Genomic DNA, 23,316 nt, shown 5'->3' on the forward strand with positions numbered 1-23,316 from the left:
ATCGCTTGACCGACAGGGGCTTGAGGGGCGATCATGCGCGGCATGAAGCGTCCTTTTGCCTTGGGTCTGGTGCTGGGGTTGACGGGCTGCGGCGGGCCTGCGGGCAGCCGCGACCCGGCCATGCGCACGATCGACTGCGCGCTGGGTGAATCGCACCCGTTTCTTGGCGAATGTCGGGTCGAAGTCGCCGGAAGGGTGCTGGTCGTCCATCATCCCGATGGCGGTTTCCGCCGGTTCCAGCGGGTTGACGATGGGCGCGGCGTGATCGTGGCCGATGGCGCGGAACCGGCCAAGGTCCGATGGATTTCAGGCGGCATACTGGAAGTCGCGGTCGGGCAGGACCGTTATCGCTTTCCTGCCACGGTAAGGCCCGACGATGCCAAGACACCCTGACGCCGACCTCGCACAGGTACTTACGGTTGCGCAGACACGCGCCGCCGAGGCCGCGCTTATCGCTGCCGGGACAGGCGAGGACGCGCTGATGCAGATCGCCGGGCATGGCGCGGGGGAATATGTCCGCCGGATCGCCGCAGGGCGCGTGGTCACGGTGCTGTGTGGCCCCGGCAACAATGGCGGGGACGGCTATGTCATCGCACAACATCTGGCCGCAAATGGCAACCCGGTAAAGGTGCTGGCCGCGATGGAACCGGTCACGCAGGCGGCATGGAATGCGCGCAATCTGTTTACTGGGCATGTCGTAGGACCAGAAGGCGCAACGGAAGGCGGTGACGTTCTGGTCGATTGCCTGTTCGGATCGGGATTGACGCGGCCGCTTGCGCCCGAAACGCTGGCGCTGTTGCAGCAGCAGGCTGCCAAGCACCGCCATGTTATCGCCATAGACCTGCCAAGCGGCGTCGAATCCGATAGTGGCGTAGCGCTCAACCCCGGTCTGCCACACAACGATCTGACCGTGTCGCTGGGCGCTTGGAAGCATGCCCACTTTGCCATGCCAGCTTGCGCCAGCTTGGGCGCCTTGCGGCTGGTCGATATCGGCCTTGGCGCAATGCCGGGCGCTGCCCGCATACTGGAGCGACCGCGTATGGTCGCGCCTGCGCCCGATGCGCACAAGTATCGGCGCGGACTGCTGGGCATTGTCGTGGGTGACATGCCGGGTGCCGCGATCATGGCGGCCGAGGCGGCACAGCGCGCAGGCGCGGGTTACGTCCGTCTTTTGGCGCAGGATCCGGGTTGGCGCGCTGGCAATCCGGTGCCGCCCGAACTGGTTGTGACATTGGGCGGCGTGGACGATCCGCGCATGGCAGCGCTGTTGGTCGGGCCGGGGCTCGGCCGCGGTGACGCTGCGCGCGCGCTGCTTGCCGATCTTCTGGCACAGGGCAGGCCGACCGTGATCGATGCCGATGCGCTGATGCTGCTTGGGCCCGACCTGGCATTGCCCCCGATCGCAGTCTTGACCCCGCACGAAGGCGAAATGGCCGCACTTGAGCACGCATTCGGGTCGGCAGGCACAGGTTTGCGCCGTGAACGGGCGTTGGCGCTGGCGGCTCTGAGCAGGGCGGTAGTTGTGCTCAAGGGCCCTGATACCGTAATCGCGGCGCCCGATGGCAGGTTGGTGGTTGGTCCACGCGCTTCGTCATGGTTGTCGGTAGCGGGCACGGGCGACGTGCTGGCAGGCACTATCGCAAGCCGCCTTGCGGTTCACCCCGATCCGGTGCAGGCGGCTGGCGAAGGGCTGTGGCTGCATGGTCGTGCGGCGGCGTTGGCTGGCGCGGCCTTCACCGCAAGCGGTCTGGCGCACGCCATCCGCGACGCTATGGCCACTGCGATTGCTGTTTGAAGGGTATTTTTGTGTCGAATGAAAGCGAACCGGGCCTGATCGTGCGCGTGGCCGCCAAGGGCGAAGGCGCTACGGCTGACGGGCGCTATATCGCGCTGGCAGCACCCGGTGACGTGCTGGAGGCGGATGGATCTCTCACGCACGGGCCGGATCATGTCGCGCCGGTCTGCCGCCATTTTCCCACTTGCGGCGGTTGCCAGTTGCAGCACTTGTCGGAACGGGCGCTGACCGACTATGTGCGTGACCGCGTGGCAGGTGCCGCACGCGGACAGGGGCTCGATCCCGGCGAAGTGGGCGCGGCGCACCTCTCTCCACCGTTCAGCCGCCGCCGCGCAACGCTCCATGCGCAGGCCATCGGCCGCCGCGTGGTGGTGGGCTTTCGTGAGGCTGGATCGCACAAGATCATCGACTTGCGCGAATGCGCCGTGCTTGTGCCAGAGCTTTTCGCGCTGGTTGCTCCGCTGCGCCGCCTGCTGGAAACGTGGGCCGATCGCAAGTTGGCGGTCGATATCGAACTCACGTTGGCCGATCAAGGCGTGGCCGTGGGCCTTTCTGGCCTTGCTGCCGAAAACCTTGCCCAGACCGAGGCGCTGCTGGCCTTTGCCGCAGAACACAATCTGGCCCGGCTGACGCTCGACAACGGCTATGGCGCGGAAACCACGTGGGAACCTGACCCGGCGACGGTAACGCTTGGCCGAACCCCGGTCACGCTGCCACCGGTCGCGTTCCTGCAGGCCACCCGCGATGGCGAGGCTGCACTGGTCGGTGCGGCGGTCGAATGGCTGGCCGGTGCAGCGACCGTTGTCGACCTGTTTGCGGGTTTGGGCACGTTTGCCTTCGCGCTTGCAGGAAAACCCGGCGCGCCCGCGCCAAAGGTGCTGGCGGTCGAGGCCGCGCGCGACGCGCATCTTGCCTGCCAAAGTGCGGCGCGGATGCATGGCCGTCCGGTTGTCGCGCTGCACCGCGACTTGTTCCGCAACCCGCTGCGCCCAGAAGAACTGGACCGCTTTGCCGGGGTGCTGCTCGATCCGCCGCGTGCCGGAGCGCGCGAGCAAGTGACCCTGATCGCAGAATCAAAGGTTCCGCGCGTGGTCTACATCAGTTGCAACCCTGCGAGTTGGGCGCGCGATGCCGTGACGTTGGTGGCGGGCGGCTATCGCCTTGCCGGGCTGCGCCCGGTTGGCCAGTTCCGCTGGTCGACTCATGTGGAACTGGCCAGCCTGTTCGTCCGCGATTGACGGTTTCAGAATACCGCCATCGCCGCGTGCACGACCAGCGCCAGCAGCGCCAGGCTTGACAGTGCGAACAGGCCGAAGCGCGGCATCACCTTGTTGACGGTGGACTGCCAGATCGAGTGGGCGACGCGCAAGGCGACATAGGCCCAAGCAATCTGTGCGTTCAGGCCGCCGCCATTGCCGGTAATGGCCAGCACCAGCGCGATGGCATAAAACACCGTCGGCGCTTCGTGCAGGTGGTTGTAATTGTGCGCCTTCCACTGGATGTGCGGCGGGATCAGGCCTTCCAGCTTGGCGCCGGTCCAGCCCACGTCTGCGCCCGGTTGGTTGGTTTGCGGCAGTTTGTTGAGCGCCGGAATCCGGGTAGCGTACATCCACACCCACATCACGAACGTCCAGATCGCCAGCGCGACCACCGGTTGCAGGATTGGGCTCGCGCTTACAGGCATTCTTGTTCTCCCCCGTTCGGCGCGTTGAGCGTCCGTTGGGGGCGAATTTGTGGCGAGATTGAAAGATTGTCAATTGCAACTCAATCCAGCACGCAGGTTGATGGCTTTAGGCCGCTAGTCCGCCAGAACGGCAGCGAAGGAGGCCGGGTCGACATTGCCGCCCGACAGGATAACCGCCGTGCGCCCGTCAGCGGAAACCTTGCCCGCCAGCAGTGCGGCAAGACCCGCCGCGCCGCCCGGCTCGACCACCAGTCGCAGCCGGGCAAAGGCCAGTCGCTGTGCCGCGCGCACTTCAGCCTCGGTCACGGTGATGCCCTGAAGCCCGCGTGCCTGCATGACCGCAAAGTTGATCGGGAATGTCGCTGGGGTCTGCAAGGCGTCGCACGCCGTGGATGGCGGCGCAGGTTCGACCCCGACGATGCGACCGAGCGCCAGACTGCGTGTCACATCATCCCAATGCTCAGGCTCGACCGGCACGATCTGCGCGTCGGGCAATGCCAGCGCCAGCCCGGCGGTCAGTCCGCCGCCCCCGCACGGACAGACCACGCGGGTCGGTGGGCCGCCCGACTGCCGCTCCATTTGCGCCAAGAGTTCCATCCCGGCGCTACCCTGCCCCTCGATCACCCATGGGTCGCCATAGGCATGGACGAGGATCGCACCGGTTCGGGCGCAAAGCTCGGCGGCAATTGCGTCGCGCGATTCACGCATGCGGTCATAAAGGACGATCTGCGCACCCAGCGCAGCGGTTGACTGAAGTTTCACCGCAGGGGCATCGCGCGGCATCACGATGGTGGCCGATATCCCAAGTCGGCGCGCCGCCCACGCCACGCCTTGCGCATGGTTGCCGCTCGACACCGCGACCACGCCGCGCGTGCGCTCTGCCTCAACCATGTCGGACAGGCGGTGCCACGCGCCGCGAATCTTGAACGCGCCGACCGGTTGCAGGCTTTCGGCCTTGCACCACACCGTAGCGCCGCTGGGCAGATCGAGCGGCAGCAGCGGCGTTTCGGGCAACAGCGCGGCGATCTTGGCTTGCGCGCGCTCCACGCCTGCGGCGGTGGGGGCGCGCTCGGGGGAAGGCGATGCGGGGTGAACTTGGGGACTTGGGTTTGTCATCACGATATCCTAAAGCCCCCGACCAATGGCAGTCGCGCGAAAAACGGGCCTGCAGAACTTTTTCCGAAACAAGCGGAGTTTCCCATGGCCAAAGTCCTTGTCATCGGCGCCGGTGGCGTCGGCTCGGTCGCCGTTCACAAGATGGCGATGAACCCCGACATCTTCAGCGACATCCACCTTGCCAGCCGCACCGTCGCAAAGTGTGACGCCATCGCCGTGTCGGTCAAGCAGCGTACGGGCGTGGATATCGCGACCTATCAGATCGACGCCGATGACGTGGCTGCCACCACCGATCTGCTCAACCGGATCAAGCCCGCGCTGGTGGTCAATCTGGCGCTGCCTTATCAGGATCTGGCGATCATGGACGCCTGCCTTGCCGCTGGCGTCAACTACATGGACACCGCCAACTACGAACCGCGCGACGAGGCGAAGTTCGAATACAAATGGCAGTGGGCCTATCAGGACAAGTTCAAGGCCGCCGGGTTGACCGCGCTGCTCGGCTCGGGCTTCGACCCCGGCGTGACGAGCGTGTTCGCGATGTGGCTCAAGAAGCACAAGCTCGACACGATCCGCACGCTCGACATCCTCGACTGCAACGGCGGCGACCATGGGCAGGCATTTGCCACCAACTTCAACCCGGAAATCAACATCCGCGAAGTGACCGCGCCTGCCCGCCACTGGGAAGCGGGCGCGTGGGTCGAAACCCCGCCGCTCAGCACGAAGCAGACTTTCGATTTCGAGGCCGTCGGCCCGAAGAACATGTACCTGATGTACCATGAGGAGCTGGAAAGCCTCGCCCGGTTCGTTCCGGAAATGGAGCGCGCCCGCTTCTGGATGACCTTCGGCGATGCCTATATCACGCATCTGACCGTGCTGCAGGCAGTGGGCATGACCCGGATCGATCCGGTCATCTACGAGGGCAAGGAGATCATCCCGCTCCAGTTCCTCAAGGCCGTGCTGCCCGAGCCTGCCTCGCTTGGCGCCACGACCAAGGGCAAGACCAACATCGGCGATATCGCGACCGGCCAAAAGGACGGCGTCGACAAGACCTTCTACATCTACAACATCTGCGACCACGAGGATGCCTTTGCCGAAACCGGCAATCAGGCCGTCAGCTACACCACCGGCGTTCCGGCGATGATCGGCGCGGCATTGCTGGTGCAGGGCGTGTGGAGCGGTGCGGGCGTATTCAACATCGAACAGTTCGATCCCGACCCCTACATGGACATGCTCAACCAGCACGGCCTGCCCTGGCAGGTCAAGGAACTGGAAGGCCCGCTGGAGTTCTGACCCGGCCGATGGGGCCGGGCATTCTGGCTTGGCCCCGTCAGCTTGAACTTGAGCTTGTGTTGGCTGCGCGCAAGCTCACTGGTTCGAGTACGATTTGAAGGCCTCATCGAGCTTCTTGTCGTAACCGAACCGCGCATATATCGGGCCGTTGTATTGCCGCGCAAACTGCGCCCAATCATGGTTGCGCAAGGCGTCGATTGCGCCCGCGTTCTGGACGAAGGTCAGGTTCGCGCGCAGGGTGTCGGGTTCGGACGTCAACATTGCCTTTGCGAATGACTGGACGTTGTCGAATCCCGCCCTTTTGAACTCGCGCCCAAGGATCTGTGCGGTCCCCCACGATGTCGCCGATAGAGCCGCGTCGCAGTCGAGGTTCGCCGCTTGTTGGACCCTGCTGTATTCTGCGGCACCGCCGAGATAGCCACCGGCAACGGGGTTGGCCAATGCCGGATTGGCCGCCAAGAATTTCCCGGTGGTCAACCTGTTGAAGATATGCCGCTCATACAGGATCTTGGGCCTTCCGTCGGGCAGGCGCCCGCTTGCGTTCTCGACCTTGATGAAGGCTTGGATGGTCGGCTTGTCGAGCGAGAACTCGGAAGCCAGTCCGGCAATGTCCTGATCGGTGAGGGGAACGAACTGGACCGAATACTTTTTGTCGCCAACATTCTTGCAGATATCGAATGCAGCAACGTTCTCCCTGGTGATCAACTGGCTGGTGATGGCGGGAAGATCGCTGGTCGAAACCGACTTGAGGTATTTGTCGAGATCGTCGCGCAGCTTGTCGTTGCGGATGATCTTGGCCTTGACGACGAACTCGAGATTCTTGCGGATCAGGTTTTGGTCTTTCACCTGAATCAGGTTGGTCAGCAGGTTCAGGTCGGACTTCCGCTCTTCAAGCGCGATCTTGTTGGTCGAATCAACGTAGTTGGTGATCACGCTGATGATGCCCGCGACGATGGCCGAAAGAACAGTGACCGCGATAGGATTCTTGAATAAAGAGGGGCTTGCCTCTTTTGCCTTCAACTCTGCTTCAAGCTTCCTGAGTTCGAGTTCGTCGGCCCATTTCTTTTGCTCGAAGGCAAGCTGGTCATCCATTTCGTCGTCCCCGCCGTCCGACAATTTGTCTTGGAAAATAGACTTCAACCCCGGTTGGTTGTCAAGTAGACCGCGCCGCATGGAAACCAGAGCCGGCGATCCCGGGGCCTTTGCCCGATTCGACCTGTCGCGTGTCGACAGCCCTGCCTTCGTCGTCGATGCGGCGCGTCTGCGCGCCAATCTGGCGGTGCTGGCCGACATTCGCGATCGCGCGGGAATCAAGGTGCTGGCAGCGCTCAAGGCGTTCAGCATGTGGAAGGTTGCGCCGATCGTCGGGGAATACCTCGACGGGGTATGCACATCGGGCCTGTGGGAAGCGCAACTGGCTGCCGAGCACTACGCTTCTGGCGCAAGGGGCGGCGAGATCGCGACGTATTGTGCAGCGTACAAGGCGGCGGACCTGCCCGAGATCCTGCGCCTGTCGGACCATGTGATCTTCAATTCGCCGGGCCAGCATGAACGGTTCCGCCCGCTGATCGCCGCCGCGCGGGCCGAGGGCCACGCGTTCGACGTCGCATTGCGGATCAATCCCTTGCACGCCGAAGGCGATGTGCCGCGCTACGACCCGTGCGCGCCCCATTCGCGGCTTGGCTTTCCGGTCAACCAGTTGCGGGCAGAGCATCTGGAGGGCATCAACGGACTGCACTTCCACACTCTGTGCGAGCAGGATTTCGCGCCACTTCAGCGCACCTGGGACGCGTTGCTGCCGCGCATTGAAGCGTTCCTGCCCGGCTTGTCGTGGCTGAACTTTGGCGGAGGCCATCACGTGACCCGCGCCGATTACCAGCGTGACGAGCTTGTCGCGTTCCTGCAGCAGGTCAAGGCGCAGACGGGTTGCGAGATCTATCTCGAACCCGGCGAGGCGGTGGCGCTTGATGCGGGGATACTGGTCGGGACGGTTCTCGACACGCACTGGAACGGCATGCCGCTGGCGATCACCGACATTTCGGCCACCTGCCATATGCCCGACGTGATCGAGGCGCCCTATCGTCCGGCGATGTTGGGGGAACTGCCGATCGACGAATACGAGGATGGCGGCAGCGATGGCACGCCACCGGTGCGGCTTGGCGGACCTTCGTGTCTGGCCGGGGACGTGATCGGCGATTATCGCCTGCCGGTCCCGACTGAAGCGGGCGCGCGCTTTGCGTTCCTTGATCAGGCTCATTATTCGATGGTCAAGACCACGACCTTCAACGGCGTGCCGCTGCCATCGATCTGGTTGTGGGACAGCGAGACCGACGCGCTCGAATGCGTCCGCCGCTTCAGCTACGAGGACTTCCGCGACCGCCTTTCGTAGGGCATGCATGCTTCTGGCGGCGATCAACGCCGGGAGAGAGTCAATGGCTGACAAGGTGCTTGATGGCGTGACCAGCGATCCGGTCGCGCTTGGCTGGATGCAAGGGGCGCCGCCGCCGGCTGACAAGCAGGTGCTGTGGTCGCGCGGCGATCATTTGCGCTTCCCCACCACGCGTTGGGCCTTTTCGCATATGCGCGAACTGGTGCCCTCGGTGCGGATCGCGGCTTCAGGGGATGGCAGGCCGTTCGAGCGGGCCCTGCGCGACGATCTGGGGCAGGTGACGTTCGTGCCGATCGGGGAGACGGCCGCGATCTCAGTGGATGAAGGCCTGCTGGCCGCATTCACCGACGGCATTCTGGTGCTGCATCGGGGCAAGGTCGTGTTCGAACGCTGGTTCGGCGTCACCGGGCCGCAGACCCGCCACATCGCCTTTTCGGTCACCAAAAGCTTTGTCGGTACGCTGGCCGCGATGCTGGTGGCCGAAGGGCGGCTTGACCCTGCTGCGCCGGTTGCTGCCTATGTGCCCGAATTGGCGGCGAGTGGCTTCGGTTCGGCCAGCGTGGCGCAAGTACTGGCGATGACCACCAATCTCGACTTTTCCGAGGAGTACGCCGATCCCAAGTCGGGCATCGGCGCTTACAGCACGGCGCTCAACCTGATGCCGCGCCCGGCTGGGTATGCTGGCGCGGCGGATCTCTATTCCTACTTGCCGACAATCGCCGGGGCCGGGCCGCACGGGCAGGGGTTCACCTATCGGACGCCGAACACCGATGTGCTGGCGTGGATCGTCGCCCGCGTCGAAGGCCGCCCGTTCGCCGAAGTGTTGAGCGAGCGGTTGTGGCAGCCCTTGGGCATGACCGGTGACGCCGACCTGCTGGTCGACCCGGCAGGCTCACCCTTCGCTGGTGGCGGGCTGAACCTGAAGCTCGAAGACCTTGCTCGGTTTGGCGAGGCGCTGCGGCTTGGCGGACTTGGCGTAATCGATCCGGCGGCCGTCGCAGCCATTCGGCAGGGCGGCGATCCCGTGCTGTTTCCGGCAGACCGCTACCCGGCTTTGACGGGGTGGAGTTATGGCAACCAGTGGTGGCATACCCCGGCGGGTGCGAACGCCTGTTTCAGCGCGCGCGGCATCCATGGGCAGACCTTGTGGGTCGATCCGGCGCATGAATTGGTCATCGCACGATTCGCGTCGCACCCCATTGCCGCCAATGGCGCCAACGATCCGCACTCTTTGCCTGCCTGGACTGCGCTGGCGTCTGCGCTAAGTGACTGATAAATAGTATGTCGCAGGGCTAATAAGTCATTTTCATGACAAATTTCTGAGTGCACGCATTTACACTTGAAGTTCGGCGAGAGGGGCCTATTTACCCCTTTCGCTGCCCCATGGGGACTTCCAAACCGCAAGGCAGCTTTGTTCAACTGTTCCGTTGGGGGTCCCTTGAGTTGCACATTCACCTCGATGCTTTGGCCGTAGCGCGCACCTGCGCGCCTGACGAACCTGCCATTCTCAATCGTCCGCATGCTGCTGCGCGCGCCGCCCGCTTCTTCGTCGAGAAGTTTCCGGGCAAGTCGCTCTATGCAGTAAAGGCCAATCCTTCACCCGATCTGATCCGCATCCTGTGGGATTCGGGTGTGACCCATTACGACGTCGCCTCTATCGGCGAAGTCCGCATGGTTCGCGCCACGTTGCCCGATGCGACCTTGTGCTTCATGCACCCGGTCAAGTCGCCCAGCGCGATTGCCGAAGCCTATGGCGTGCATGGCGTGCGCGTGTTCAGCCTCGATTCGCTTGAGGAACTGGACAAGATCGTCCGTGCAACCACACAGGCCAACGGTGGCGAGCTGCCGACCGATTTGACGCTGTGCGTGCGGTTGCGGGTATCGTCCGAGTATTCCGAGCTCAGCCTTGCGGCGAAGTTCGGCTGCGAGCTTTCGCACGCGCGCGAACTGCTTCAGGCCGCTCGTCAGGTCGCCGATTGCCTGGGCATCTGCTTCCACGTCGGCAGCCAGGCGATGAGCCCGCATGCCTATGTCCAAGCGCTGGAAAAGGCGCGCGCGGCCATCGTCGATGCGGCCGTTACTGTCGACATCATCGATGTCGGTGGCGGCTTCCCGTCGATCTACCCGGGCATGAACCCACCGCCGCTCGAAGACTATTTCGCGCTCATCGATCGCACATATGAATCGCTGCCGGTCAGCTATTCGGCCGAACTGTGGTGCGAACCGGGTCGGGCGCTTTGCGCGGAATACAATTCGATGATCGTACGCGTGGAAAAGCGCCGCGAAAACGAGTTGTACATCAACGACGGCGCCTATGGCGCGTTGTTCGATGCGGCGCATGTCGGCTGGCGTTTCCCGGTGCGCGTGCTGCGCGCTGAGGGCGCGGCGATGAGCGAGGAGCTGGTGCCCTACAGCTTCTATGGCCCAACCTGTGACGATATGGATCACATGGAAGGTCCGTTCGAACTGCCCGCCGATATCCGTGTTGGCGACTATATCGAGATCGGCATGCTGGGCGCGTATGGCGCGGCGATGAAGACGGCCTTCAATGGCTTTGATGCCAATGAAGTGTTCGTCGTCAGCGATGAGCCAATGGCAAGCCAGTATCGTGGCGACCGCCGCGACTCGCGCGTCAGTGACAATGTGGTTTCGTTGCGCTGATTGTCACACTATCATTGATAGTGTGACCTGGATCACAATTACGGGCCAGTGCTTAGGTGTGCTGGCCCGTAACTTGTTTAATTATTGAAGCCGTTCATCGTTATTTTACTTACTTCCGCGCAGGTGGCCTATAAACAGGCAAAAGCTGCGATGGAGGGAACGATGTTCGCTTCCCGGCAACGGGCACGATTTGGCAAGCGCGAGGTCTTTAAACCGGACGAGCCGGTTACGGATGCGGCTGCCGAGATGCCGCATCTGGCCGAGGCGTCAGACAGCTATCGCGTGCTCCCCGAACCACCAGCGGTTCCCGGCGGTCTTGCCGGCCCGGTAGGGCTTGCACAATGGGTTGCCCATGCAGACGTCTTGCAGCGGCTTGGTCCGCATGTGGGCGACACTGCCGAACCTCTGCCCGAACCCGGTGATCATGACCGCAAGGTATTTGCTTCCTACATCTCGCAAGAGGCCCTCCGCACCGGGCTTGAGGACGAACTGCTCAGGCGGCACGGACACAATGCCATCCGCCCGTTCTACGTGTTCGGCGAAGGGGTGTTCAATACAGCGGTAGGGCGCTGGCTCGTCGAAGCACTTGGTTTGATGCCCTATGATGCGTGGAACACCACCTACCTTCCGCTCGATGCGCCGACGGCGGCAGCCATGCGCCTGCCCTATCATCCGCGCGCTTCGATCGCGCGGGTTGATGCGGTGATCCACGAACGGTTGGATGAGCAGCGCCAGCGCTATGAAGCGGCGCTCGATCAGTGCGTGGCAGCGCTGCAGGCGGGCTGGGACGACGCACGGGTCGACCGCTTCGTCGCCTGGCGCGATGCACTGCGCGATGAAGTGCTTGCTTACGCCGAACAGCTCAAGCCTATGGTGGTCGGGCTGATCGCCGAGGTGCAGGAAAAGAGCACCCGGATCTGACCCGACCGGCTTGAAGGCTCAGCCCTGCTTGTCAAAGCCGACAAAGCGGGTGGCCTCGGCCACGCTCTTGCGGTTGGAGATCACAGTGTTGGCAGGAAATGTCTCATCGGGCCAGCCCAGCGCGATGCAGATCATGATCACCTGATCCTCGGCAATCCCGGCATGTTCGCGTACCACCGGGCTTTGCATGATACCCTGGCTGTTGATCACGCAGCCCAAACCGCGCGACCATGCGGCATTGACGATGGCATTGGTCACCGCGCCGCAGTCGAATGGCGCGATGTCGCTGCCGTGCAATTCGCGGTCGTAAGTCACGATGATCGAGACCGGCGCATCGAATTGGCGGAAACCCCGCAGTACCCAGTCGAGCCGCCCATCCTTGTCCTCGCGGGCGATGCCCATCACGCCGAACAGTTGTTTGGCAACTTCGATCTGGCGGGCACGATGTTGCGGGCCCTGTACGGCGTCCTTGCGGAATTCGCGCGAGTCAGGAACCCCGGCCAGATTGCGTTCGACGTTGCCGGCACGGATGCGGTCGAGCGCCTCGCCGGTTACGACGGTGAAATTCCACGGCTGCGTGTTGTGCGACGAGGGTGCGCGCAGTGCGAGCGCCAACACGTCTTCAAGCACCGCGCGCGGCACCGGCTTGTCGAGGAAACCCCTGATGCTGCGGCGACCGCGCACGATGGCGTCATAGCCAGCCATAGCATCCGGCGAAGGGGTGGTTTCCTCGGTCATCGCTGCATCCTCCGTTTCGTTTCATCGATCGATTAAACGAAACGGAGAGCAGGGCAAGACCCGCGTCGCCGTGCGCGACGCGGGTCGTAAGGGTGGCGATCAGAACTTCGCGCGGAAACCGGCGTAGAACGACGTGCCGATGGCCTCGGTCGGGTAAGTGCTGAAGCCAAGATCCGGCTTCTGGTTGAACAAGTTGGTCACACCGCCATAGAACTCGAACTTCTCGTTGACCCGCAACGCACCATAGACGTTGTGGACCGAACGGGCCTTCACGAAGGCATATTCGGGGGCGACGTAGCTAGTGTTCTTGTACTTATCGAGCGTATAACGGCGTGTCTTGTCGAACCATGACCAGTTATAGTTCAGTGTCACCGGACCGCTGGCATAGCTGAGGGTGGTATAAGCCTGATATTTCGGTGAGAAATAGTCGTACTGACCCAGTTCGTCGGTCGGATCGGCACCGGGAACGCCGACCTTGCTCAACTTGTCGAGGTAGTTACCCACCACACGCAGCTCGAATTGGCCGATCTTGGACAGTTCGAACCGGTAGGTGAGGTTCACGTCGAGACCGGCGGTCTTGAAGCTGGCAACGTTCTGCGGTTGCAGCGCGAAGCTGGTGATCAGGCCGGTGCCCGTGGCGCGGGTGATGTTGGCGCAGAACTGGTTGTCGATCGTGGGCGAGTCGACGCAAAGTTCCGACAGTTGCTGCGCCGTGACGGTGTTGATCGCCTGCTTCAGCTTGATGTCGTACCAGTCGACCGAGATCTGCAGGCCACGGATGAAGCTGGGCTGCAGCACGATGCCTGCGGTCCAGGTATTGGCGACTTCTGGCGTCAGCTTGCTGTTGCCGCCTGCCACGCCCGCGATGTTGGTCGTGCGGGTATCCTCGAAATTGGCGATCTGGTCAGGCGTCAGACCGGCCTTTGACAGGATCGCCTGGCAGTTGGCCGTGCGTGTGGACTTGCCGAGGCCAAGGTTGCTGGGAAGGCAAGGGTCATCGAAGAAGGCGTAAGTCTGTGAAGCGGCGCCGAAAAGTTCGGAGATATTGGGCGCCCGCACCGCGCGTGACACCGTGCCACGGAAACGGATGTCGTTGATCGGTGCCCAATTGGCATCGACCTTCCAGGTGGTGGCATGGCCGGTGGTCGAGTAGTCGGCGTAACGCAATGCTGCGCTCAGATCGAGCACCTTGAAGAACGGTACGTCTCTGAGCAGCGGCAGATCGAGTTCGCCGAAGGCTTCCTTCACATCGAAGCTGCCATTGGACGGGAGCAGCTTGTTCGAGAAGGTGAGTCCCTGGACCTCCAGCGCATCGGGTTGGAACCGCGAACTTTCCTTGCGGTATTCGCCACCGACGGCAAATCCGATCGGACCACCCGGCAAACGCAGGAACTTGGCCGTGTCGCCGCTCAGCGAGGCGTTCACGACATTCTGGCGGATGCGTGAATGCTCGGTCGTGTTGGCACGGATGAAGTTCAGGGCGGCCTGCGAGCTGACGCCTTCGCCGAACAGGTTGAACGGTACGCACTCGCCCGGCTTGAAGGTGGTGTGCGCTGCTGCGGTGGGATCAAGGTTGACGCGGCAGGTCGGCCGCCCGGTTGCAGGATCGGTCACCGCGTCGATCGCGGCGTTCCAACGGTCGGTATAGCGGTCGTTGATGAAGTTGTTGGTGACGTCGGTCTGGCCGAACACCCAGCTTACATCATAGTGCAGGTTGGAGCTGAGATCCCCCCGCGCGCCAAGCACGCCGCGCACTGTCTCGCGCTTGATGCTTTCGCCGCGCTGCCCCAGATCGAAGTTGTCGCGGGTCACCAGAACACCGCCCATATCGGGGGAGATGGCATTCTGGATCGCGGTCGGGATGAACGGATTGTCACCCGGCACGAACATGTAATAGTCGAACGTCGGCTGGGCGAGCGAGTACGCCTTGATGTTGGCGTACTTCAGTTCGCTGTAAACCTCGATGCTATCCGACAGGTTGAACGTGCTGAACATGTTGACGATATGGCGCTTGATCGATGGGCGCAGATCGTTGGCGTAGTCCGATACCAGCGTGTCATCGCTGCCTTTCGAATAGCCGCCGGGGATTTCAGTGCCAAGGTTGTAGACCTTGCCCGTCCCGGTGAAGTCGGGAACGCCGTCGCCCGTGACATCGACCGCACCGACGCGCGAAGTCCACTCATACCGTACGTCGGACTGCGGAATGCGCGAATAGGAACCCGGCTTGGTCTTGTCATAGTCGGGGTTGCGGAAGAACCCGACCGACGCTGTGCCGCTGTATTCCGGGCGCTGGTGCGATTCGAGCCGATCTTCCTGATTGTACTCGTACGACAGCGTGATGTTGCCACGATCGAAGTTGTGCCCGGCAGTGACAGCGATGAGCTGGTTGCCGGCATCGCCGTACTTAGAAATGCCGGATTGGCCGCGCATCGTGATGCCGCTGAACTTCTTCTTCATGATGAAGTTGACGACGCCGCTGACCGCGTCGGCACCGTAAATGGCCGAAGCGCCGCCCGTCAGGATGTCGACCCGCTCGATCAGGTCTTCGGGGATGGTGTTGATGTCGACCGATTGCGAACCGTCGAGGCCCGAGACATGGCGGCGGCCATCGACCAGCACAAGCGTGCGGTCAGTGCCAAGGTTGCGCAAGTTCAGCAGGTTGAGCCCTGTGGCACCGATGCCGGCGCGATCACCCGAATTGTCGCGCGAGGTCGACGAGCCGATCAGTGCGGGCATCGAGGTGAGGAAGTCGGTGACATTGGTGGTGCCAGCCTGAACGAGCTGGGTCGTGCCGAAGCTGACCGTCGGGCTTGCAGTGGCATAGTCGGGACGGCGAATGCGCGTGCCGGTAACGACGATGACGTCATCGCGGGCGGGAGCCTTCGCCGCGTCAGGTGCGGCCGGAGAAGGGGCGACATCTTGCGCCCATGCGGTCATCGGAAACGTCAGCGCCAAAACGCTGGCGGACATGGCAAGACGCAACGCGCGTCGGCCCTGAGGCCGGAATTCAGTCATGCGAAACCCCCCTGTTGCCCCCGTTGCCGGGGTACGGTCATTTGCGACCGGACACAGTTACAAGATCCAGTTTTCCACCAGTCCGGTAACAATTGCAACATAGAGTCTAAGATTTTGTCAACCTATGGCAACTGCACCAACGGGTTAGCGGCCTGTACCGCGGTTCATACGGATGCTGCGGCTCCTGCAGGTCGGATCAGGCCGCGCGGCGCGTCTCAAGTTCCAGTCGTTCCCAGATTTCCGACAGCGCGCGCGTCAGCGATTGCATCATCTGCTCGGTGTGCGCAGGGCCGGGGGTGAAGCGCAGGCGCTCGGTTCCGCGCGGCACGGTGGGGAAGTTGATCGGCTGCACGTAGACGCCGTATTCGGCCAGCAGGATGTCGCTGACTTTCTTCGCGCGCACCGGATCGCCGACCATCAGCGGCACGATGTGTGTGGTCGAATCCATCACTGGAAGGCCTGCTTCGCGGAACAGCTCCTTCAGCCGGGTGGCGGCGGCCTGCTGCGCCTCGCGCTCCACGCTCGATGCCTTCAGGTGACGCACCGAGGCGAGCACGCCGGCAACCAGCACCGGCGACAGGCTGGTGGTGAAGATAAAGCCCGGCGCATACGACCGGATGACGTCGATGATCCGGTTGTCTGCAGCGATATAGCCGCCCATCACGCCGAATGCCTTGCCCAGCGTGCCTTCGATGATGTCGATGCGGTGGGCGGCTTCATCACGATCAGTGATACCGCCACCACGCGGACCGTACATGCCGACGGCGTGGACTTCGTCGATGTAGGTCAGCGCATTGTACTTTTCGGCAAGGTCGCAGATCGCATGGATCGGCGCGACGTCGCCCTCCATCGAATAGACCGATTCGAACGCGATCAGCTTGGGCAGTGCGATGTCGGTTTCAGCCAGCAACTGCTCAAGGTGTTCAAGATCGTTGTGACGGAACACCTTCTTGTCGGCGCCCGAGTTGCGGATGCCCGCGATCATGCTGGCGTGGTTCAATTCGTCGGAAAAGATCACGCAGCCTGGGAGGATCTTGGCCAGCGTTGAAAGCGTGGCATCGTTCGAGACATAGCCCGAGGTGAACAGCAAAGCGCCTTGCTTGCCATGCAGATCGGCCAGTTCGTGCTCAAGATCGACGTGGTAGTGCGTGTTGCCGCCGATGTTGCGGGTGCCGCCGGAACCTGCGCCGACATCGTGCAGCGCCTCTTCCATCGCGGCGATCACCTTGGGGTGCTGGCCCATCGCCAGATAGTCGTTCGAACACCATACCGTGATCGGCTTGGGCCCGTTGTGACCGGCAAAGCAGCGCGCGTTGGGATAGGCGCCCTTGTTGCGCAGGATATCGATGAAAACGCGATAGCGTCCTTCGGAATGCAGACGATCGATCGCGGAATCGAAAACCTGGTCGTAATTCACCCGCCGCTCCTTTTTCCAACTGGAGACTGTTCTGTCTCCCAGCGACGTCCTCCCCCAAAAGGTTGCCGCCCGGCGCAGAGGCGGGCTTTACGCCGGGCTTGGCCGGTTTGCCAGTGGCATTTGCAACCTCGTCCGAAGGTTGGACAATTCGTCCACCCCCCCCCCCCCACAATCTGTCCACGCAGCCTAGAACCCGACGTGGCGATCGAGTCCGTATCGTGCGAGCGCCGGAGCAAGCTGGCGGGCTTCGTCGTCGTACCGGGTGAACAGCGCCGTGTCGGGCGCCGTGCGCGTGAATTCCTGCCCATCGACCAAGTGCGCGATGCGGCGCGCAATCCCGTCCGAGCCGTCGATAAACGACACATCGGGTCCGAACGCTTCGGCAAGGTCGGCTTGGACCAGCGGGAAATGGGTACATGCCAGCACAAGCGTATCGATCCGCGCGCCATCGGGCATCGCGTGAAGCTTTGCCGCGACGCGCTGGAACACCGCAGGATCGACGTCATCGCCGCGCAGGCGCGCTTCGGCAGCGGCGACAAGTTCGGGTGCGGCGTGGCGCAGCAGGCGCTTGTCGGCCGCGAATTCGGCTTCCAGTCTGTCGACATAGCCCTGACGGATCGTCGCCTGCGTGCCGAGCAATCCGATGACACCGCTGCGGGTCATCGCCGATGCGGGCTTGATCGCAGGCACGGTGCCGACGATCGGTACTTCCAGCACCTCGCGCACCGACGCCAACGCGATTGTCGAGGCGGTGTTGCAGGCGATGCACACCAATCTTGGCCGAAAGCGTTCGGTCATGCGGCCCAACAGGCCGGAAACCCGCGCGGCGATCTGGGCTTCGCTCTTGCTGCCGTAGGGCAAACCGGCATTGTCAGCGGCATAGAGCACCGGCGCGTCGGGCAGCAACGCGCGCAGCTTGCCCAGCACGGACAACCCGCCCACGCCGGAATCGAACAACAGGATCGGTGCGGCAGGATCGACGGTCATGGCGCAGGTTCTATCGACAGTGGAGGCGAAAAGGGAAGGGGGCCCCTCCCTTTTGTCGCCAAGGCAGTTTATGCACGGTGCATGGATGCTCTGATCGCGCTTGTCGCTGCCTACCTGCTGGGTTCGGTGCCCTTTGGCCTGATCCTGACCCGCCTTACCGGCGCAGGCGATCTGCGTGCGATCGGATCGGGCAACATCGGTGCCACCAACGTGCTGCGAACCGGGCGCAGGGGATTGGCTGCAGCCACCTTGCTGCTCGACATGGCCAAGGGCGCAGCGGCGGTCCTGATCGTGCGGGCCTACCTTCCGGGGTTTGAGGCATTGGCCGCTGCCGGTGCGGTACTGGGCCATTGCTACCCGGTCTGGCTGCGCTTTCGCGGGGGCAAGGGCGTGGCGACGCTGATGGGGGTCTCGCTCGCACTCGCCTGGCCAATCGGATTGACCTATGCGCTCGTCTGGCTGGCGGTGCTGTTCGGCACCCGGGTATCGTCGCTTGGCGGAATGAGCGCCGCGGTGGCGGCTCCGCTGGCCGCAGTCGTGACCGGCTATGCCAACTACGCGCCCGTTCTGGCCGGACTTGCCGTGCTGGTGCTGTGGCTGCACCGCGCCAACATCGGCCGCCTGCGCGCCGGGACGGAGCCAAGGATCGGCGCGAAAGGGTGAACGTGACCGACGCGCCAATGCTGACGCGCGACGAAGCGTTCGCGCGCATCCGCCTGCTGCGTTCTCCCAATGTCGGGCCGGTCAGCTATGCGCAGTTGGTAAGACGGTTTGGCACTGCCGCCGACGCGCTTGAGGCGCTGCCTGATCTCGCGGCGCGCGGCGGTGGCCGGTACAAGTTGGCCGAAGTTGCGCGGATCAGCGCCGAAATTGCCGCTGTGCGAGCCTGTGGCGCGCGGTATCTGTTCCACGATGCGCCCGACTATCCCGATGCGCTTGGCGCGCTAGACAGTCCACCACCGATCCTGACCGTGCGCGGCGATGTCGCATTGGCGGCGCAGCCGACCGTGGCGCTGGTTGGCGCGCGCAATGCTTCGGCAGCAGCAGTGCGGATCGCGCGGGAATTCGCTGCGGCGCTCGCGGCAGAAGGGCTTGCCGTGGTTTCGGGCCTTGCTCGCGGCATCGATTCTGCGGCGCATTCAGGTGCACTTGCCGGTATGGCGCAGGGTGGTGGCACGATCGGCGTGATCGCCAGCGGTATCGACATCACGTACCCGCCCGAAAACGCGGCACTGCAGGAACAGGTGGCCACGATGGGGCTGCTGATCGCCGAAATGCCTCCGGGGACAGAGCCACTGGCGCGCCATTTCCCTACCCGCAACCGTATCATCGCCGGGCTGGCGGCCGGAACCGTGGTGATTGAAGCTGCGCCGAAGTCGGGCTCACTGATCACCGCGCGGTTGGCCGGTGAGGCGGGGCGCGAGGTGATGGCCGTGCCCGGATCGCCGCTCGATGCGCGCTCGCATGGCTGCAACCAGTTGATCCGCGATGGCGCGGTTCTGGTGCAGAGCCCTGCCGACATTCTGGAACTGCTGCGCGGATTCGATGGCGCGCCGCGTTCGCGCGTGCGTGAATTTCAACCGGATGGCATGGATGATGTCCGGCATGAAACGTCCTTCGGCACGGACGAGGTCGAATCGGTCGATCTGGTCGGCCTGCTGGGCGTTCCTCCGATCGGGGTGGATGAACTCATCCGCCAGAGCGGCGCAGCTGCCGGCGCGGTGCAGATGGCCTTGCTCGAACTCGAACTGGCGGGTCGGCTGTTGCGTCACGCTGGGGGGCGGGTGTCGCTGGCGGGCTGACCTGTTTTGGCAAAGCGCATTGCCAAGCCATGTGGTCCGGTTCAGATTGCCGTCGGGCGTGCGTTTGGACGCCGGGGGCAGACATGCAATGAGCAATGAAGTGGTAACGGTTGGCAGTGTCCTGACAAGCTGGTTTGCAACGCTCCGCCGCCATGGTGCTGTCTGTGCACTGGCAGGCGGGCTGATCGCAGTCCTTGGCGTGCTGATCGATCTGACTCTGGGCGAAAAGGGCGGTCAACTGGCGCTCAGCTTCGCTTCGTTCTTCGTTCAGTACCACTTGGTCGAATATGTTCTCAATCGCGATTTCGGTACGCCTGTCGGTGGGCGGCATTATGGCTCGGCCTTTGGCGCGGCATTTCTGTCGACGCTGGGTGCAGGTGGCGCCATGCTGCTGCTGATCGTGCCGGGGCTATACGTTGCCGCGCGCTGGTCATTGTCGGATGCGCTGGTCATCGGCGAAGGTCTGGGCGCGATCGAATCGCTGCGCGAATCGTGGCGGCGCACCGCTGATGCAGCGTGGACGATCGTGATCAGCTATGTGTTGATCGGCCTGGCTTTTGTCGGCGGCCTGCTGCTGCTGGGCCTGATCGCGGAGCTGACCAAACAGGCTGTTGCCGAAACCACGATCGCCTCGGTCGGCGGCAATGCATTCGGCGGGTTCATCTCTGTGGTGATCAGCTTGTTGGCCTGTTCGTTGTATGGGTTGATCGGCAATGCGACGGCCGCACTCGACGATGTGTTCGGTTGAATCTAAGGGGCGTTCACTCGACGTGTTGACGGACTGGCGCGTTTCCCGCCACCCTCGCGCGTACACATACGCGTAGAAGGTGCTCGTTTCAGGCCATGCAACTCGTCATTGTCGAATCTCCGGCCAAGGCCAAGACCATCGAGAAGTACCTCGGTCCTGGTTTCAAGGTGCTCGCCTCGTTTGGTCACATCCGCGATCTGCCGCCCAAGGATGGTTCCGTCCGCCCGGACGAGGACTTTGCCATGGATTGGGAACTCTATGGCGACAAGCAGAGCCGGGTGAAGGCCATCGTCGATGAGGCCAAGCACGCCGACCGATTGATTCTGGCGACCGACCCTGATCGCGAGGGCGAGGCGATTTCGTGGCACGTCAAGGAGTACCTTGGCAAACGCAAGGCACTTCCCAAGGACGTGCAGCGCGTCACCTTCAACGCGATCACCAAGGCAACGGTAACCGAGGCGATGCGCCATCCGCGCGAACTCGATCAGGATCTGATCGACGCCTACCTTGCTCGTCGTGCGCTCGACTATCTGTTCGGCTTCACGCTGTCGCCGGTGCTGTGGCGCAAGTTGCCCGGCGCGAAGTCGGCGGGCCGGGTACAATCGGTGGCGCTGCGACTGATCGTCGAGCGCGAGCGCGAGATCGAAGCTTTCCGCTCGCAGGAATACTGGTCGGTCATCGCGCGGCTTGAACAGCGCGGCACCGAATTTGCCGCGCGTCTTGTCCGCTTTGACGGCGAAAAGCTTGAGAAGCTGTCGCTCGGCGATGAAGGCGCGGCGATGAAGGCCAAAGCCGTGGTCGAGGCCGCGACTTTCCGGGTAGAGGAGGTCGAAACCAAGCCGACCCGCCGCCACCCCCAGCCCCCGTTCACGACCTCGACGCTGCAACAGGAAGCGGCGCGCAAGCTGGGCTTTTCGGCCAGCCACACGATGCGTGTGGCGCAGACGCTGTATGAGGCCGGTGCCATCACTTACATGCGTACCGACGGCGTGCAGATGGACCCTAGCGCGATCTCGGCGGCGCGGGCTGCGATCTCCGACCGCTACAACGGCCACTATCTGCCTGAAAAACCACGCCATTACGAAACGAAGGCCAAAAATGCGCAAGAAGCGCATGAAGCCATCCGGCCGACCGACTTCGGCCGCGATCGTTACGGCACGGGCGACGAAGGACGGCTTTACGATCTGGTTTGGAAGCGGGCGCTGGCCAGCCAGATGGCCTCTGCCAACATCGAGCGGACCACCGTCACGTTACGCGAAGGCACTGGCAAGCACGAGCTGCGCGCTACCGGGCAAGTGATCAAGTTTCCCGGGTTCCTGGCCGTCTACGAAGAAGGGCGCGATCAGGTAGCCAGTGCCGAGGACGATGAATCCGGCCTGCTGCCCGCGATGGAAAAGGGCGATACTCCGGGCAAACGGGGGGTCGATGCTACACAGCACTTCACCCAGCCACCGCCGCGTTATTCCGAAGCATCGCTGGTCAAGCGGCTCGAAGAACTCGGCATCGGCAGGCCTTCGACGTATGCGGCCACGCTGCAGGTACTCAAGGATCGCGCCTATGTGCGAACCGAGAAGAACCGGTTCTTTGCCGAAGAATCAGGACGGTTGCTGACCGCTTTCCTCGAACGATTCTTCGAGCGTTACGTTGCGTACCAGTTCACCGCAGGCATGGAGGACGAGCTCGACGACGTGTCGGGCGGGCGCGCGATGTGGAAAGACGTGCTGCGGGCGTTCTGGCGCGACTTCAAGCCCAAGTCCGACGAGGTGATGGACAAAAAGCCGAGCGAGGTGACCGCCGAACTCGACGTGTTCCTGCAGGATTACTTGTTCCCGCCGCAGGCCGATGGAGCCGATCCCCGCGTTTGTCCCAAGTGCGGCGTCGGGCGGTTGTCGCTGCGTGGCGGGCGCTATGGCGCATTCGTCGCTTGCTCGAACTATCCCGAGTGCAAGTTCACGCGCAAGTTTGCCCAACCGGGTGGTGCAGGCGAAGGCGGCGCTGGCGAGGATGAAGGGCTGGGCACGGACCCTGTCACCGGGCTCGACGTATTCCGTCGGACCGGTCGTTTCGGGCCTTATGTCCAGTTGGGCGATGGCAAGGAAGCCAAGCGTGCATCGATCCCCAAGGACATCGGCGAGCTGGATCTGGAGTGGGCGCTCAAGCTGCTCGGGTTGCCACGCGAAGTGGGCGTGCATCCGGAATCAGGAAAAAATATTACAGCATCCATAGGGCGTTACGGGCCATATCTCGCCCATGATGGTAAGTATGCGCGGCTGCGTTCCACCGCCGAAGTGTTCGAGACGGGCATGAATGCGGCAGTTGTGAAGCTGGCCGAAGCGGCGAGCGGCGCGGGTGCGCGCGGCAGTCGGACGGCGGCAGAGCCGCTCAAGCTGTTCGGCGCCCATCCGACCACGGGCGGCGAAATCAAGCTCCTCGCGGGGCGCTATGGCGCTTACGTCACCGACGGTACGACCAATGCGACCTTGCCCAAGGACAAACAGGCAGAGACGCTGACCGCGGCCGAGGCAATTGCGCTTATCGACGAACGCGCCGCCAAGGCTCCGGCCAAGGGCAAGAAGAAGTCGCCCGCGAAGAAGGCGCCCGCCAAGAAAGCCGCGCCCAAAGCCAAAGCAGCGGAAGCCGGCGAAGGCACTCCGGCAAAGAAAGTCGCGGCCAAGAAGGCGCCTGCCAAGAAACCTGCCGCCAAAAAGCCCGCTGCCGCCAAGGCCAAGGCTAACTGAGGAGCGGTCGCCTGC

General features: G+C 63.2%; 19 protein-coding genes. 12 read left to right on the forward strand and 7 right to left on the reverse strand.

Going from position 1 to position 23,316, the window contains the following annotated elements:
• Positions 1-42 precede the first annotated feature (42 nt).
• The 3 genes from LDN95_RS06505 to LDN95_RS06515 are packed head-to-tail and all read left to right on the forward strand — an operon-like array spanning position 43 to position 3,033.
• Positions 43-393 (forward strand): hypothetical protein, encoded by a 351-nt coding sequence (locus tag LDN95_RS06505; RefSeq protein WP_226016833.1) that lies wholly within the window; start codon positions 43-45, stop codon positions 391-393.
• On the forward strand, positions 377-1,795 hold the full coding sequence (locus LDN95_RS06510) for an NAD(P)H-hydrate dehydratase (protein WP_226016834.1): 1,419 nt from the start codon (positions 377-379) through the stop codon (positions 1,793-1,795). The genes LDN95_RS06505 and LDN95_RS06510 overlap by 17 nt, the downstream gene beginning before the upstream one ends.
• Before the next feature lie 11 nt (positions 1,796-1,806).
• Positions 1,807-3,033 (forward strand): class I SAM-dependent RNA methyltransferase, encoded by a 1,227-nt coding sequence (locus LDN95_RS06515; RefSeq protein ID WP_226016835.1) that lies wholly within the window; start codon positions 1,807-1,809, stop codon positions 3,031-3,033.
• A 5-nt stretch (positions 3,034-3,038) separates the two neighbouring features.
• Here the strand turns inward: LDN95_RS06515 and LDN95_RS06520 are convergent, their stop codons facing one another.
• Both LDN95_RS06520 and LDN95_RS06525 read right to left on the reverse strand, forming a co-directional pair.
• Positions 3,039-3,479 (reverse strand): MAPEG family protein, encoded by a 441-nt coding sequence (locus LDN95_RS06520; RefSeq protein ID WP_226016836.1) that lies wholly within the window; start codon positions 3,477-3,479, stop codon positions 3,039-3,041.
• Positions 3,480-3,593: 114 nt separating this feature from the next.
• A complete protein-coding gene (locus tag LDN95_RS06525) occupies positions 3,594-4,595 on the reverse strand; it encodes a threonine/serine dehydratase (protein ID WP_226016837.1) in 1,002 nt (333 codons plus the stop codon).
• Positions 4,596-4,679: 84 nt separating this feature from the next.
• Here LDN95_RS06525 and LDN95_RS06530 point away from each other — a divergent pair, with 84 nt between their 5' ends.
• Entirely contained in the window at positions 4,680-5,885 is a 1,206-nt protein-coding gene (locus tag LDN95_RS06530; protein WP_226016838.1) for a saccharopine dehydrogenase family protein, read from the forward strand.
• 75 nt (positions 5,886-5,960) lie between these two features.
• Here the strand turns inward: LDN95_RS06530 and LDN95_RS06535 are convergent, their stop codons facing one another.
• Entirely contained in the window at positions 5,961-7,058 is a 1,098-nt protein-coding gene (locus LDN95_RS06535; protein ID WP_226016839.1) for an N-acetylmuramidase family protein, read from the reverse strand.
• Here LDN95_RS06535 and LDN95_RS06540 point away from each other — a divergent pair.
• The 4 genes from LDN95_RS06540 (at position 7,057) to LDN95_RS06555 (ending at position 11,856) form a co-directional block, all read left to right on the forward strand.
• A complete protein-coding gene (locus LDN95_RS06540; RefSeq protein ID WP_226016840.1) occupies positions 7,057-8,274 on the forward strand; it encodes a carboxynorspermidine decarboxylase in 1,218 nt (405 codons plus the stop codon). The two genes, LDN95_RS06535 and LDN95_RS06540, sit on opposite strands and share 2 nt — an antisense overlap.
• Before the next feature lie 43 nt (positions 8,275-8,317).
• A complete protein-coding gene (locus LDN95_RS06545; RefSeq protein WP_226016841.1) occupies positions 8,318-9,547 on the forward strand; it encodes a serine hydrolase in 1,230 nt (409 codons plus the stop codon).
• 170 nt (positions 9,548-9,717) lie between these two features.
• Entirely contained in the window at positions 9,718-10,935 is a 1,218-nt protein-coding gene (locus LDN95_RS06550; RefSeq protein WP_226016925.1) for a type III PLP-dependent enzyme, read from the forward strand.
• 162 nt (positions 10,936-11,097) lie between these two features.
• Positions 11,098-11,856, forward strand: coding sequence for a hypothetical protein (locus tag LDN95_RS06555; protein ID WP_226016842.1), 759 nt, complete (start codon positions 11,098-11,100; stop codon positions 11,854-11,856).
• Between the two features lie 18 nt (positions 11,857-11,874).
• Here the strand turns inward: LDN95_RS06555 and LDN95_RS06560 are convergent, their stop codons facing one another.
• From LDN95_RS06560 to murI, 4 genes are all read right to left on the reverse strand, one after another.
• A complete protein-coding gene (locus LDN95_RS06560; RefSeq protein WP_226016843.1) occupies positions 11,875-12,594 on the reverse strand; it encodes a nitroreductase in 720 nt (239 codons plus the stop codon).
• Positions 12,595-12,693: 99 nt separating this feature from the next.
• Positions 12,694-15,609 carry a TonB-dependent siderophore receptor gene (locus LDN95_RS06565; RefSeq protein ID WP_226016844.1) on the reverse strand — a complete coding sequence of 972 codons (2,916 nt, stop codon included), beginning with the start codon at positions 15,607-15,609 and terminating at the stop codon, positions 12,694-12,696.
• 196 nt (positions 15,610-15,805) lie between these two features.
• Complete coding sequence (gene hemA, locus LDN95_RS06570; protein WP_226016845.1) at positions 15,806-17,026, reverse strand: 5-aminolevulinate synthase; 1,221 nt, start codon at positions 17,024-17,026, stop codon at positions 15,806-15,808.
• 186 nt (positions 17,027-17,212) lie between these two features.
• The gene (gene murI, locus LDN95_RS06575) at positions 17,213-18,013 is read right to left on the reverse strand and encodes a glutamate racemase (protein ID WP_226016846.1); all 801 of its coding nucleotides are present in this window, start codon (positions 18,011-18,013) and stop codon (positions 17,213-17,215) included.
• Positions 18,014-18,094: 81 nt separating this feature from the next.
• On the opposite strand from murI, the gene plsY reads away from it, so the two are divergent.
• The 4 genes from plsY (at position 18,095) to topA (ending at position 23,301) form a co-directional block, all read left to right on the forward strand.
• Positions 18,095-18,676, forward strand: a complete 582-nt coding sequence (gene plsY / locus LDN95_RS06580; protein WP_226016847.1) for a glycerol-3-phosphate 1-O-acyltransferase PlsY — start codon at positions 18,095-18,097, stop codon at positions 18,674-18,676.
• 17 nt (positions 18,677-18,693) lie between these two features.
• Entirely contained in the window at positions 18,694-19,815 is a 1,122-nt protein-coding gene (gene dprA, locus LDN95_RS06585) for a DNA-processing protein DprA (protein ID WP_226016926.1), read from the forward strand.
• Positions 19,816-19,903: 88 nt separating this feature from the next.
• Positions 19,904-20,563, forward strand: a complete 660-nt coding sequence (locus LDN95_RS06590; protein WP_226016848.1) for a hypothetical protein — start codon at positions 19,904-19,906, stop codon at positions 20,561-20,563.
• A gap of 95 nt (positions 20,564-20,658) precedes the next feature.
• A complete protein-coding gene (gene topA, locus LDN95_RS06595; RefSeq protein WP_226016849.1) occupies positions 20,659-23,301 on the forward strand; it encodes a type I DNA topoisomerase in 2,643 nt (880 codons plus the stop codon).
• The last annotated feature ends 15 nt before the right edge of the window (positions 23,302-23,316 follow it).

Origin of the sequence: Novosphingobium sp. FKTRR1, assembly GCF_020404405.1 — a bacterium.
Classification (GTDB): domain Bacteria; phylum Pseudomonadota; class Alphaproteobacteria; order Sphingomonadales; family Sphingomonadaceae; genus Novosphingobium.